This is a genomic window from Pseudomonas sp. NPDC086566 (genome assembly GCF_050280885.1).
GTDB classification, from domain to species: Bacteria; Pseudomonadota; Gammaproteobacteria; order Pseudomonadales; family Pseudomonadaceae; genus Aquipseudomonas; species Aquipseudomonas vlassakiae.
In genome coordinates, this window is sequence record NZ_JBNNWD010000002.1 from 519,090 (window position 1) to 532,297 (window position 13,208).

Sequence of the window (13,208 nt, forward strand, 5' to 3'; positions counted from 1 at the left end):
CAATCCGGAAGCGTTACTCAAGTCCCAGTTGGTGCTTTGGGCTGTGTCAGCATTGCGATGGACATTATCTTTTTGCTTCATTGGCTAGCCCGTCGGATAGCCGAGGCAGAGCCAGGGCTTACCCGGAAGGTTCCTGCTTCGTATGCCGTCAGGTCGAGTGGGTTAGCAGCTCGTTGCGCCAGCGCCTCGCCATACAGGGTCAAACCCAACCGGCGGTTCTCCAAATTCTGGAGGTAGGCAGGGCTCACTGCTTTAGCCGTATTCCCCAGTGCGTTGACCGCTTGCGCTGCTCGCAGGTCATTACTGACTTCTAGGAAACTGTCCAGATTGGTGCGGGTGACGTGTACCGTAGCCTGGCCTTTGTGTGGATCGGCAACCACTTCGAATAGCTCCGTGGTGCGCAGCGTTCTGCGTGTTGTTGTGATTGCCTGGCTGTTTGCACCGTTGCCGTCTCCAGGGTGTCCAATTACTGTCCTGGTTGAGGTCTCATAATGCTCGACTGTGAAACGGCGCCGAATCTGGTTGCGGAAAGATGTTAGAAATTTAGGCGGTCTGGGCTTTGTGTTGATAAGCGGGGGGGCAGGCTTAATCAGTGCCAGAATATGGCCGCTGGGGTCGGTGTAATTGATCGGGTCACCGCTGCAGTAGGCGTAAGCGTTTATGCCGCCTTGCCCGAAAGGACTCCAGGAGTCTGCTGATCGAAATCGCATCAACACCGGGTTGTAGGTTCGATATCCGAGCCCAAGCAGATAGCAGGCTGACCTTGGGTCGAAAAATTCACTGTTGAAGCCGGCAACGGTCAGCATTGAGGGTAGGGTTGGGTTGTGGCCATAGGCTGAGTAAGAATGGTCTTGCGCATTTTCTCCAGCCTTTGCATTGAGAATCGAACCACTTTTATCAGCGGCTAGTAGAGTGGTGTCGTATTGTCCATTAATTTGCTGCTCGGCCAACGGCTGTGCCGCATGGCGAAAGAGGGCGCGGTGTTGCTCGCCTTGTTTCACGGTGATGAGCTTGTTGCCCTGGTAGAAGAAAATCGAGTTTTTAGCTGTTTTGCTCACGATTCAAGTCCCTGCCGTGCTGGATGAAAGGAGGCCGCTTGAAGCCCATTCTGAACAGCCATAGGGATTTTGATACTGGCAGAAATACTAGTTTCATAGCCTGACACGGCACGTGTGGGAGCGGGCGTGCCCGCGAAGAGGCCAGCCCTGCCAACCCATCACTCAGCGCATCATCCCTAGCTCAGCATCATCCATCAGCGCCTTGGCCAACGCGCTCAGATAATGTGAAGCCCAAAGCAACTGCGGCTTGTTGTCCATCAGGCCATCAATGGTCAAATCCCGCACATAGCCCATCAATTCCGAAGCCTGTTCGCGCGCACTCTGGCAGGGAATACCCGGGGCAATGCAGAACAGCGGGTGCGTCTGGCCTTCGCCCTGGTAGAAAAAAGTCGTGCCTACGGTGGTTTTGGTGTCGTCGCCGGTCATCGTTCTATCTCCCTGAAGTTCTCGACAGTCAGGCCCGGCCCTTTCGCGGCTAAAGCCGCTCCTACAGGCCCTGCGCAACCCCTGTAGGAGCGGCTTCAGCCGCGAAGGGCCAGCCCAGCCAACACAAATCTCAAGCCTTAATGCAGCGTCCGCGGCTCCGCCGGCATCTGCACCTGAATCAACGCCGTCTCAAGCAGCACCCGCAGCGTTTCGAGCTCATGCAGCGTGGCCATGATCAGAATCGAGGCCGGTGACTTGGGCTGCAGCAGAATCGCCTGATGCGCGACGGTCTGGGCACACAGCGCATAGTCCGTGGCCTGGATGAGGGTGTCTTCGAGGGAATGGGAAGTGTGGGGTGGATCGGGGACAATCTTAAGCATCGGTTTTTTCTCGATAGGGGCCACCACCCTCTGCTGTCAAACAAAAGGGTGGCAGCTGTGCTTGGGTTGACAGACCGGTAGAAAAACCAAAAACCCGGCGCACACGAAGTGCCCCAAACACAGCCGCCATCGAAGGCGAAAGCCATGAGGATTTTCTGGTCGGCCTGTCAAAGCCGGTCGCTGATTTCGCAGCGACCGACCGAGACTAGAGCCCAGCCCAGATCATCGCAATGGCTTAAGCGGCTTGGGACTGTAATTCAGAAACGTCCTACAGGTAAGTGGAAAAAACGGAAGCTCTGATACGGGTTGGAATAATATTTGGGTATCCCGCAGCGCCGATGGTGATGGACACGGGTTAGTACCCTATCCTATCGTCGGAGCAGGCTAGTTTCTTCTTTACGAATTCCTAATACTCGGCGGTGTTGAACTATGAGTATTTTCTTTTCTATATTAAGCAGGTCTGTCATTCTTTTAAATTCTGGGTTTGGTGAGTTTGGTTTGCCTTGAGTGAACCTGTCGTGTCGTTCTTTGAGTATGAGCAATTCTCTTCGGGCGTCAGAGGCTGAGATGGGCGTTAGCGGCTCGCCCAAATTAATGCTCCTTGTTTCCTGTCCTTGGAATGGAATAGCCGCATAAGTCGGTGCTCGCTCAAACGGATTACCATGTGTAGCTAATGCAGTAGCGTAGCTGGGAAGCTCGAGCTTCTGCAATGGAAGCTTTTGTGCGTAGTCAAGGGAAGTATCTTTAGCGATTAATTTTGAAATGGTTGTGAAGGATGAGCGCTTAGGTGCAAACAGATTTCGAATCCACTTGAAGATGTGCCCACTTGGATCTGTTCGGTTGATAGGGTCCCCTGCGCAGTAGGCGTAAGTGTTCAGGCCGCCTTGCTCGGATGGACTATATATGTCGCGGCTGGAGAATCTAAATAGCGCAGGAAGATACACTCGTTTGCCATTACCCAAAATATACGCTTTCAGGATAAGGTGACGTCGCTGCCCATTGAAAGCGAACAAAGATTCTAAGTGGCCAATTTCAAGATGACCGTAGGGTGAATAGGCCATTAATTCAGGGTGCATGCCCAATACAGAGTTCGCTTGGTCCACCTGAAGGAAGGCGCATGCTTTCGCCTGGTCTAATTGAGCCATAGCTAGGCCACCGGCCCATAGGATACTTCGCGTGTTTTTTTTAGAATGCTCAGTTGCCAAGTGATCATTTTGGTAGAAGTGCAAAAGGGGCCTTTCCAGCGCGGTTCCCTGACTTTCTGTTGATGAATCTGGGCTTGAAAATTCTTTTCCCGAATTGGTCGCCATGGGTTCGACTCTCAGTGAGCTACTGAAGGCCTCCAATGTGCGCCCTGGTGGATTTGGTCTCAACTGGCAGATTTGACAGGTGACAAAGAGGTAGGAACCACTTCCTGAATTTTCAGTCCAATTGCTCGTTTCCCAGGCCATCCCGGCCAGCGAGGTCCCTCCCGATGAAAGCATTCACCCTGGCAACCCTGATGACCCTGGCCGCAAGTCCGGTGTTCGCCTTCAATCTGAGCGACGCCGCCAACGCCGTCTCCACCATGCAGAACCAGAAGCAGCAGGGGCAGGTGCAGGCGCCCGAGGCGCAGGCCAATCTGCTCAACACCCTGGGCAGCCAGTTGAACATTACCCCCGAGCAGGCCGTGGGCGGGGCAGGGGCGATGCTGGGGCTGGCGCGCAACAACCTGAGCAGCGACGACTATGGCCAGCTGACCAAGGCCGTGCCCGGGCTGGACCTGCTGTCGGGCGCCAATGTCCTGGGCGGGCTGAGCGGATTGGGTGAATTGCTGGGTAGCGACAAAGGCAGCCAGTCGGCCTTGGATAAGGCGCTGGGCAACGATGTGCAGAACCGCAGCGACCTGGACAATGCGTTCAAGGCGCTGGGGATGGACACCGGGATGATCGGGCAGTTTGCGCCGTTGATTCTGCAGTACCTGGGGCAGCAGGGGATTGCCGGGTCGTTGCTGCAGAACCTGGGGAGTTTGTGGACGTCGCCGGCGCCGTTGGCACAGCCTTCGGTCTGACGGCCGTGTGAGGACCTTGTGGGAGCGGGCTTGCCCCGCGAACTAGGCGACGCAGAGCCTGGCACCGGCTACGCCGGTGTTCGCGGGACAAGCCCGCTCCCACAGGTGTTAAGCATGTTCGTTAAGCAGCTTCGGTAAAGTCCACCAGGCGCACTGAGCGACGGAACCCTGCGGTCAGCACTGCGAGGTACGCCAGGCCAAACGCAAACCAGCACAGGCCAATCACCAACGTCAGTGCTGACAGGCTGGTCCACAGCCACAAGGTCAGCGCCAACCCCACCAGCGGCACCAGGCCGTAGCACAGCAACCCCTTGAGGTTACGCTGGGCGCCATCGTCCATCAGGTGAGTCTTCACCACCGCCAGGTTCACCGCCGAGAAGGCCACCAGCGCACCAAAGCTGATCAGCGAGGCGAGGGTGGCCAGGTCGATCACCAACGCCAGCAGCGAGAATGCCGATACCAGCGCAATGGCGAACACTGGCGTGCCGAAGCGTGGCGACAGGTAGCCGAAGCTGCGCCGCGGCAGCACGTTGTCGCGCCCCATGGTGAACAGGATGCGCGACACCGCCGCCTGCGAGGCCAGCGCCGAGCCGAGGCTGCCGGCGACATACGCAGCCGTGAAGAAGTTGGCCAGGAACTGCCCGCCCGCCTTGAACATCACCTCGTTGGCTGCCGCATCGGCATTGGCGAAAGTAGTACCGGGCATCACCAACTGGCTGACGTAGGCCAGCACGGTGAACAGCACCCCGGCGAACAGGGTAGTAAGGATGATTGCCCGTGGCACGTCCCGGCGGGCGTCGCGGCATTCTTCGGCCAGGGTCGACACGGCATCGAAGCCGAGGAATGACAGGCACAGCACCGCAGCACCCGCCATGATCGGACCGAAACCTGGCTTGGAGTTATCCCCAAGCAGCGGCGCCAGCAGGTCCAGCGGCTGGCCGGCCAGCGATTGGCACGACAGCGCGACGAACACCACGATGAAGACGATCTGCGCGCCGACGATCAGGTTGCTGGTCTTGGCCACCGAGTGGATGCCGACCACGTTCAGCACCGTCACCAGCGCGATCGAGGCCAGGGCGATGGACCACGCCGGGATGGCCGGGAAGGCGATGTTGAGGAACAGGCCGATCAGCAGGTAGTTGATCATCGGCAGGAACAGGTAGTCGAGCAGCAGCGACCAGCCGGCGAGAAAGCCGACGTTGGGGCCGAAGGCCGTGTTGGTGTAGGAGTACGCCGAGCCCGCGACCGGGAAGCGCTTGACCATGAAGCTGTACGACGCGGCGGTGAACAGCATGGCCACCAGGGTGACCATGTAGGCGCCGGCAGTGCGGCCACCGGTGAGTTCGGTGACGATGCCGTAGGTGGTGAAAATGGTCAACGGGACCATGTATACCAGGCCGAAGAACACGAGGGCGGGGAGGCCGAGGACACGGCGAAGTTGGGCGGAGTTGGAGCTGGGTGGGTTGGCCATCGATCGATCCAGGCATTTTTGTAGTTGTGCTTTGGTCGATTTTTATCCACTTGGGTGGGTGATGACAAAGAAGGATTACTTATTCTAATTATTAGCCTGGGTTTTAATTGGGTTAGGCATATCCCTGTGCCGGCCTCTTCGCGGGCTTGCCCCGCGAAGAGGCCGGTACAGACGGCAAAGGTCTCAGCCTATTTCCGCACGCAGTTGTGCAATCCGCTGGTCCTTCTCCAGCCAAAGCTGATTGACCCAGGCCTGCACGGTCTGGCGGAAGGCCGGATCATTCTCGTAATCCCCATCCCACAACGCCGGGTCCAGCTCACGCACTTGAATGTCGATAATCACCCGGTTGATGCTGCCGTTGAGCAAAGCCCAGAACCCCGGCGCCTGGTTGCCGGGATAGACGATGGTGACGTCCAGCAGCGCATCCAGCTGTTCGCCCAACGCGGCCAGCACGAACGCCACGCCGCCGGCCTTGGGCTTGAGCAGGTAGCGATAGGGCGATTGCTGTTCACGGTGCTTGGCCTCGGTGAAGCGGGTGCCTTCGAGGTAGTTGACCACCGTTACCGGCTGGCGCTTGAACAGCTCGCAGGCGGCCTTGGTGATTTCCAGGTCCTTGCCCTTGAGTTCCGGGTGCTTCTCCAGATACGCCTTGCTGTAGCGCTTCATGAACGGATAATCCAGGCCCCACCAGGCCAGGCCCAGCAGCGGTACCCAGATCAGCTCCTTCTTGAGGAAGAACTTGAAGAACGGGGTGCGGCGGTTGAGGCTTTCGATCAGCGCCGGGATATCGACCCAGGTCTGATGGTTGCTGACGGCCAGGTACGAGGTGTCGGTGCGCAGGTTCTCGACACCGCGAATGTCCCACTGGGTCGGGATGCACAGGGCGAAGATGGCCTTGTCGATTTCCGACCAGGTTTCGGCCACCCACATTACCGCCCACGATGCATAGTCACGCCCACGGCCCGGCAGCACCAGTTTGAGCAGGGCGAAGACCAGCAGCGGGCAGATCAACACCAAAGTGTTGAGCAGCAGCAGGATGGTCGTGAGAATGCCGGTAAGCAGGCGACGCATAAGGAAACTCTTGTTGTGGGAAATTAGCAGGGCGCAATGATAAGCAGCAGCGCGGCCTACGCCAAATGCCCAATGCCGGACGGCGGGGACAAATGTTTCACAACATGTTGGTTAGGCTTGTGACAGCGAACCTATCCTGCCAGTGCAGTCTAAGCACTGACCCTTTTCAAGGAAGCCTGCCTGTGAAATCTCTATTTGCCCTGTTATCGCTGTTGGCGTTGCCGGTAATGGCCGCCGAGCCGACGCTGTATGGCCGTTACGAGAACATCAAGTTGCCTGAGCTTGGCCAGACCTTGAAAGCCAAGATGGACACCGGCGCCTGGACGGCCTCGCTGTCGGCCAAGGACATCGAGTTGTTCACCCGCGATGGCGAGGAGTGGGTGCGTTTCCGCCTGGCCACCAAGGATTCCGACGGCAAGGTCTACGAGCACCAGGTCTCGCGAATCAGCAAGATCAAAGGGCGTGCCGAGGAAGAGGACGAGGGCGATGCGCCGGAAATCTCCAAGCGGCCGGTGATCGACCTGGAGATGTGCCTGGGTGGCGTGAAGCGCACCATGGAGGTCAACCTGGTGGACCGCAGCCACTTCAACTACCCGTTGCTGATTGGTTCCAAGGCGTTGCGCCAGTTCAAGGCTGCGGTGAACCCGGCCAAGAAGTTCACGGCGGGCAATCCTGACTGCTGATTTCTACTGCCTGTGCCGGCCTCACCGCGGATAAATCCGCTCCTACACGTATTTGTAGGAGCGGATTTATCCGCGATTGGCCCTTCAGGCCACCGGGGCTGTAGCGACCATCGACGGCCGCTTTGCCACCTCGGCATACCACGCCGCCAAGCCAGGCTGGCGCTCACGCCAGCCGAACTCCGGCTGACGCAGGTCCAGGTACCCTAGCGCACAGGCCACGCCAATCGATGCCATATCGAACCCGGACGCCAGCTCTGCCAGGTGCTCCTGCTCAAGGTTCGCCAGGCTGCGGCGAATCTTCTCGGCTTGCGCTTCGAGCCAGCCCTCCCAGCGCTTCGCTTCAGGCCGCAGGAAGCTTTCGTAGCGGCTCAGCACAGCCGCATCCATGATCGCGTCCGCCTGCGAAGCCAAGGTCATGCGCCGCCAGCGCGCCGACCCCTCGCGTGGCAGCAGCGGCTGGCCGACATGCTGCAGGTCGAGGTACTCGCAGATCACTCGGCTGTCGTGCAGCACGGTGCCGTCCTCCAGGCGCAGAGCCGGGATCTTGCCGATCGGGTTGTCCTGGTTGAGCTGCTCGTCGCCGCTCACCGGGCTGATGTTCACCGGCTGCAGCGCGACACGGTCTAGCTGGCCGGTCTCGTGCAGCACCACCATGACCTTGCGCACGAAAGGTGACAGCGGCGAGTGGAACAGGGTCATCGTGCTCATGGTTCAGTTGCCCTGCAGGCTCGGTGGCAGGCACACGCCGGTGCCGCCGATACCGCAGTAGCCGTCCGGGTTCTTGGCCAGGTACTGCTGGTGGTAGGCCTCGGCGAAGTACACAGTCGGCGCCTGGTCGATTTCGGTGGTGATTTCGCCGAAGCCGGCCTTGCTCAGCTCGGCCTGGAAGGCGTCGCGGCTGGCCTTGGCCTGCTCCAGCTGCTCAGGGCTGGTGCAGTAGATGGCCGAGCGGTACTGGGTACCGATGTCGTTGCCCTGGCGCATGCCCTGGGTCGGGTTGTGCAGTTCCCAGAACATCGCCAGCAGCTCGCGGTAGCTGACCTTGTCCTTGTCGAACACCACCAGCACCACCTCGGTGTGGCCGGTCAGGCCCGAGCAGACTTCTTCGTAGGTCGGGTGCGGGGTGAAGCCACCGGCGTAGCCGACCACCGTGCTGACCACGCCTTCACGCTGCCAGAAGCGGCGCTCGGCGCCCCAGAAGCAGCCCAGGCCGAAGATGGCGAAATCGATGGCGCCTTCGAAGAATGGGCCGAGCAGCGGCGTGTCTTTGAAAACGTAGTGGAACTCGGGCAGCTGCATGGGCGTTTCGCGGCCAGGCAGGGCTTGCTCCGCGGTTGGCATGACGTTTTTGTTCACCAGGATTTCCGAACGCAGGACCATGGCCGTTCCTCGTATTGATTCAGTTGGATAGGTGTTGGGGCCTTCGCGGGCGTGCCCGCGAAAGGGCCCGAATGGGTATTAGTGTGCCCGAGCTTGAAGCAGCTGTCAGGCTATTGGGCCGCGCGGATAGCGCTTGAGTTTTTCTTCCAGCTCGCGGCCCGGGATTGGCCGGTCGAACAGGTAGCCCTGGCCGACGTCGCAGCGGTGTCGGCGCAGGAAGGCGAGCTGCTCCGGCGTCTCGATCCCTTCGGCCACCACCTTGAGCTTGAGGTTGTGGGCCATGGCCACCACCGCCGAGGTGATTTCCATGTCGTCCTGGTTGTCGGGGATCTCGTTGATGAAGCTGCGGTCGATCTTGATGATGTCGATCGGAAATTTCTTCAGGTAGCTCAGCGACGAATAACCGGTGCCGAAGTCGTCCATGGCCAGGGTCAGGCCCAGGGCCTTGAGCTCGTCGAGCTGGCGGTGGGTGTCTTCGGTCGCTTCCAGCAGCAGGCCTTCGGTGAGTTCCAGCTCCAGCAGGTGCGGGGGCAGGCCTTCTTCCTTGAGGATCAAACCGATCGAGGCCACCAGGTCGGGGTCGGAGAACTGCTTGGGCGAAAGGTTGATGGCCACGTGCAAGCAGCCCATGCCGGCTTGCTGCAACTGCTGGCTCATGCGGCACGACTGGCGCACCACCCACTTGCCGATGGGGATGATCAGGCCGGTTTCTTCGGCCACGCTGATGAACTGGTCCGGGCGGATCATGCCGCGCTCGGGGTGGTTCCAGCGTAGCAAGGCCTCGAGGCCCAGCAGGCGGCCGCTGCGCAGGCACAGCTTGGGCTGGTAGAACACCTCCAGCTCGTTCTGGGTCAGGGCGCGGCGCAGGTTGTTCTCGACGAACAGCTTGTAGCTGGCTTCGGCGTTGAGCACTTCGGTGAACACCTGCACTTGGTGCTTGCCGTTGGCCTTGGCCTTGTGCAGGGCGAGGCCGGCGTTCTTCATCAGGGTGGTCGGGTCGCTGCCGTGCAGCGGCGCGCACGCCAGGCCCACCGAGGCGGTCACGTTGATCAGCTGGTTGTCGACGAACATCGGCTTGTCGAGGGTGCGCAGCAATTGCAGGGCTACGCCCTGGCCGTCTTCCAGGCTGGTGTCGTCGAGCAGCACGGCGAACTCGTTGCTGGCGAAACGGGCGAGCACGCCGTTGACGCTCAGGCTGTTGCGCAGGCGCCGGGCCAGGCTGATCAGCAGCTTGTCGCCGGTCTGGTGGCCGAGGCTGTCATTGATCCGCTTGAAGTTGTCGATGTCCACCAGCAGCAGGCAGATCGGGTTCTCGCTGTCGCGGGCGAAGCGTTCATCGAGCTTGCGGATGAATGCCGGGCGGTTGCCCAGGTTGGTCAGGTTGTCGGTGTAGGCCAGGCGCTCGATGCGTTGTTGGGCCAGCTTGGTCTGGGTGACGTCTTCGTAGATGCCGATGTAGTGCGTCAGTTCACGGTTGTCGCCATACACCTTGGAGATCGACAGCTGGCCCCAGTAAGGTTCGAGGTTCTTGCGCCGGCTCTTGAATTCGCCCTGCCAGCTGTTGCCCATGGCCAGGCTCGACGGCGAGTCGAACAGCAGCTCGCTGAGGTTTTCCAGGGCTGGCAGCTCGGCCAGGTGGTGGCCCTGGACTTCCTCGGTGCTGTACTGGGTGATGGCCGTGAAGCTTGGGTTGACGTACTCCACCACGCCGTCGCGGTTGACCAGCAGGAAGGCGCTGGCGCTTTGTTCCACGGCCCGCTGGAACAGGTGCAGGGCGCTGGCGGCGGTGCGCCGGTTGTGGTTGGTGATGACCTGGGCGAACTGGTCGGCGAGCTCACCGGCAAAGGCAATTTCATCGGACTGCCAGGCGCGTGGCTGGCCGGTCTGCTCCAGGCACAACACGCCGACTACCTGGCCATCGACGCGGATGCTGGCGTCGAGCATGGCGTTGTTGTTGGCGTAGAGGCTTTCGGCCAGGTCACGGGTGCGCGGGTCGTGGTTGGCGTTGTGCGCGTCGATGGCACGGCTGGCGTGCAAGGCGTCCAGGTAGTCGGGGAAGCGGCTGGCATCGATCGGTTCGGGCAGGCGGTGCACCTGCTCGTCGCGCAGCCAGGCACTGATCGGCTCCAGGCGCTGCTCTTCCAGGTGCCAGATGCTGGCGCTGTCAACCTTGTAGATCTCGCAGGCGCTGCGGGTAATCAGTTGGGCGGCTTCGAGCAGCGAGTTTTCGGCACTGTAGCGCTGGCGGGCCAGGCGCAGGATAAGGTCTTGCTGGGCACGCACGCGCTCCAGGTGTTCAAGCTGCTCCTGCTGGGCACGCTGATTGATCTGCAGGGCCAGTTGCAGGCGGTTGTTGCGCGATTCCAGGTCGTCGGTGTCGAGCTCACTGTCGTCGTCATCCAGCACCGTGAGGAAGCCGCGCAGCAGTTGGCGGTTGTGCTGCTTGAACGCCTCGCCGGCCTCCAGCAGGCGCAGCGCGCGGGCCTGGGTGTGCAGGGTGTAACGCACCCGGTAGTAGCCGCGGCTGCTCAGTTGCAACTGGATTTCATCGTGCAACCGGTAGCGGGCCTCGGGCTCCATCAGGCTGGCATAAGGCGCATCGATCAGCGCACACAGCTCGGCAGCGGGCAAGCCGAACTGGCGCTCGCAAGCAGGATCGAGATAAAGCATCGCCCAGCTGGCTTCGTTCAGCCTTTCGAAACGCAGCATGCCGAGCCGCGAGGGCACGGGGAGCTGCGTGACGACCTCGGCCGCCACACGGCTGGCGGCATCGGGTTGGCTTTTCATCGAAGACTCGCTTGAAGGGGGACGCGGCCTGGACGGCGGCGTATCTGGCAAGGTTGCATCATGTCCCTGAGGCTGGCAAGCGGCCATGAGGGTTGTCATGTATATGTTTTCGGCCGCCGGGCTGAAATCCTTAATTGGCCTTGCGCTTTTGCCAGGCAAAAAAAAGCCCCGCCAGCTGGCGGGGTTGAGGTACGAGCGTGGCAGCTCGAAAAGGGTGCTGCCCCTCCGAGGAGGGGCAGTGTGCCGCTTACAGCAGCATGGTGCGGATATCGCTCAGCACGTCGCCCAGGCGCTTGGTAAAGCGCGCGGCGGCAGCGCCGTTGATCACACGGTGATCGTAGGACAGCGACAGCGGCAGCATCAGCTTCGGCTGGAAGGCCTTGCCATCCCAGACTGGCTGCATGGTCGCCTTGGAGACGCCGAGGATCGCCACTTCCGGCGCGTTGACGATCGGCGTGAAGCCGGTGCCGCCAATGTGGCCGAGGCTGGAGATGGTGAAGCAGGCACCTTGCATGTCGTCGGCCGACAGCTTCTTGGTGCGCGCCTTCTCGGCCAGCGCAGCGGCTTCGGCAGCCAGTTGCAGCAGGCTCTTCTGGTCGACGTTCTTGATCACAGGGACCAGCAGGCCGTCCGGGGTGTCCACGGCGAAGCCGATGTGCACGTACTTCTTGCGGATGATGGCCTTGCCGCTTGGCGCCAGCGAGCTGTTGAAGTCTGGTAGTTCCTTGAGCAGGAAGGCGCAGGCCTTGAGCAGCAGTGGCAGCACGGTCAGCTTGACGCCAGCTTTCTCGGCCACGGCCTTCTGCGCAACGCGGAAGGCTTCCAGCTCGGTGATGTCGGCGGAGTCGAACTGGGTCACGTGCGGCACGTTCAGCCAGCTGCGGTGCAGGTTGGTGGCACCGACCTGCATCAGGCGGGTCAGGGCCACTTCTTCTACTTCACCGAACTTGCTGAAGTCCACGGCCGGGATCGGCGGGATGCCAGCGCCACCGGTTGCGCCAGCGGCTGCCGGGGCTTCCTTGGCCTTCTGCATCATCGCCTTGACGTAGACCTGCACGTCTTCTTTGAGGATGCGGCCGTGCGGACCGGTGGCAGCAACTGCGCCCAAGTCGACACCGAATTCACGGGCCAGCTGGCGAACTGCCGGGCCGGCGTGAACCTTTGCGTTGCTGCCGGCAGCCGGTGCGGTAGCGACCGGAGCTGGAGCTGGAGCTGGAGCTGGAGCCGGGGCGGCAGCGGCAGGTGCGGCGGCCGGAGCAGCCTCAGCCTTGGCCGGAGCAGCAGCGGCAGGTGCCGGAGCGGCAGCCGGCGCAGCGCCAGCAACCTTCAGCTTGAAGATCAGGTCGCCAGTGCCGACTTCGTCTTCCAGCTTGCACAGGACTTCTTCGACCACGCCGGCAGCCGGCGACGGGATTTCCATGGAGGCTTTGTCGGACTCCAGGGTAATCAGCGACTGATCGGCTTCGACGGTATCGCCGACCTTGACCAGCACTTCGATGATCTTGGCCTTGCCCGACGAACCGATGTCCGGTACGTGGATGTCCTGCACGCTGGCGGCAGCCGGCGCTGCTGCCGGAGCAGGGGCTGCTTCGGCGGCTGGCGCTGGGGCGGCAGCTGGAGCCGGAGCGGCAGCCGGGGCCTCAGGAGCCGCAGCAGCGGCGCCCTCGGCTTCCAGGACCAGCAACTCGTCGCCTTCTTTCAGGCGGTCGCCCAACTTGACCTTCAGTTCCTTGATCACGCCGGCCTTGGGCGCCGGGATCTCCATGGAGGCCTTGTCGGACTCCAGGGTCAGCAGGCTCTGGTCAGCCTCGATACGGTCACCGACCTTGACGAACAGCTCGATGATTTCACCTTCACCGCTGCCGATGTCAGGTACGCGAATGAGTTCGCTCACTTAAAAAT

Annotated in this window: 12 protein-coding genes; 2 read left to right on the plus strand and 10 right to left on the minus strand. The window is 61.0% G+C overall.

Annotated elements, in window-relative coordinates:
- Window positions 1-77 precede the first annotated feature (77 nt).
- The 4 genes from ACQKPS_RS06605 to ACQKPS_RS06620 form a co-directional block, all read right to left on the minus strand.
- On the minus strand, window positions 78-1,058 hold the full coding sequence (locus ACQKPS_RS06605; protein WP_427603254.1) for an RHS repeat-associated core domain-containing protein: 981 nt from the start codon (window positions 1,056-1,058) through the stop codon (window positions 78-80).
- Between the two features lie 162 nt (window positions 1,059-1,220).
- Window positions 1,221-1,484 (minus strand): DUF3077 domain-containing protein, encoded by a 264-nt coding sequence (locus tag ACQKPS_RS06610; RefSeq protein ID WP_313200862.1) that lies wholly within the window; start codon window positions 1,482-1,484, stop codon window positions 1,221-1,223.
- A gap of 137 nt (window positions 1,485-1,621) precedes the next feature.
- Window positions 1,622-1,864, minus strand: coding sequence for a hypothetical protein (locus tag ACQKPS_RS06615; protein ID WP_427603256.1), 243 nt, complete (start codon window positions 1,862-1,864; stop codon window positions 1,622-1,624).
- Window positions 1,865-2,232: 368 nt separating this feature from the next.
- Window positions 2,233-3,174 carry an RHS repeat-associated core domain-containing protein gene (locus ACQKPS_RS06620; protein WP_427603258.1) on the minus strand — a complete coding sequence of 314 codons (942 nt, stop codon included), beginning with the start codon at window positions 3,172-3,174 and terminating at the stop codon, window positions 2,233-2,235.
- Window positions 3,175-3,338: 164 nt separating this feature from the next.
- On the opposite strand from ACQKPS_RS06620, the gene ACQKPS_RS06625 reads away from it, so the two are divergent.
- Window positions 3,339-3,914, plus strand: a complete 576-nt coding sequence (locus ACQKPS_RS06625) for a DUF2780 domain-containing protein (protein ID WP_427603260.1) — start codon at window positions 3,339-3,341, stop codon at window positions 3,912-3,914.
- Window positions 3,915-4,035: 121 nt separating this feature from the next.
- On the opposite strand, the gene ACQKPS_RS06630 is transcribed toward ACQKPS_RS06625, so the two are convergent.
- A complete protein-coding gene (locus ACQKPS_RS06630) occupies window positions 4,036-5,385 on the minus strand; it encodes an APC family permease (RefSeq protein ID WP_427603262.1) in 1,350 nt (449 codons plus the stop codon).
- Window positions 5,386-5,568: 183 nt separating this feature from the next.
- Window positions 5,569-6,456 (minus strand): acyltransferase, encoded by an 888-nt coding sequence (locus tag ACQKPS_RS06635; protein WP_427603264.1) that lies wholly within the window; start codon window positions 6,454-6,456, stop codon window positions 5,569-5,571.
- 182 nt (window positions 6,457-6,638) lie between these two features.
- Between ACQKPS_RS06635 and ACQKPS_RS06640 the strand changes: the two genes are divergently transcribed.
- Window positions 6,639-7,139, plus strand: coding sequence for an ATP-dependent zinc protease family protein (locus tag ACQKPS_RS06640; protein ID WP_254481742.1), 501 nt, complete (start codon window positions 6,639-6,641; stop codon window positions 7,137-7,139).
- Between the two features lie 84 nt (window positions 7,140-7,223).
- On the opposite strand, the gene ACQKPS_RS06645 is transcribed toward ACQKPS_RS06640, so the two are convergent.
- From ACQKPS_RS06645 to aceF, 4 genes are all read right to left on the minus strand, one after another.
- Window positions 7,224-7,847 (minus strand): glutathione S-transferase, encoded by a 624-nt coding sequence (locus ACQKPS_RS06645; protein WP_427603266.1) that lies wholly within the window; start codon window positions 7,845-7,847, stop codon window positions 7,224-7,226.
- A 3-nt stretch (window positions 7,848-7,850) separates the two neighbouring features.
- Window positions 7,851-8,519: a peptide-methionine (S)-S-oxide reductase MsrA gene (gene msrA / locus ACQKPS_RS06650; RefSeq protein ID WP_186602869.1), complete on the minus strand. Its 669-nt coding sequence runs from the start codon at window positions 8,517-8,519 to the stop codon at window positions 7,851-7,853.
- A gap of 105 nt (window positions 8,520-8,624) precedes the next feature.
- On the minus strand, window positions 8,625-11,306 hold the full coding sequence (locus tag ACQKPS_RS06655; RefSeq protein ID WP_254481740.1) for a putative bifunctional diguanylate cyclase/phosphodiesterase: 2,682 nt from the start codon (window positions 11,304-11,306) through the stop codon (window positions 8,625-8,627).
- Window positions 11,307-11,553: 247 nt separating this feature from the next.
- Window positions 11,554-13,200 carry a dihydrolipoyllysine-residue acetyltransferase gene (gene aceF / locus ACQKPS_RS06660; RefSeq protein WP_427603270.1) on the minus strand — a complete coding sequence of 549 codons (1,647 nt, stop codon included), beginning with the start codon at window positions 13,198-13,200 and terminating at the stop codon, window positions 11,554-11,556.
- Window positions 13,201-13,208 lie beyond the last annotated feature (8 nt).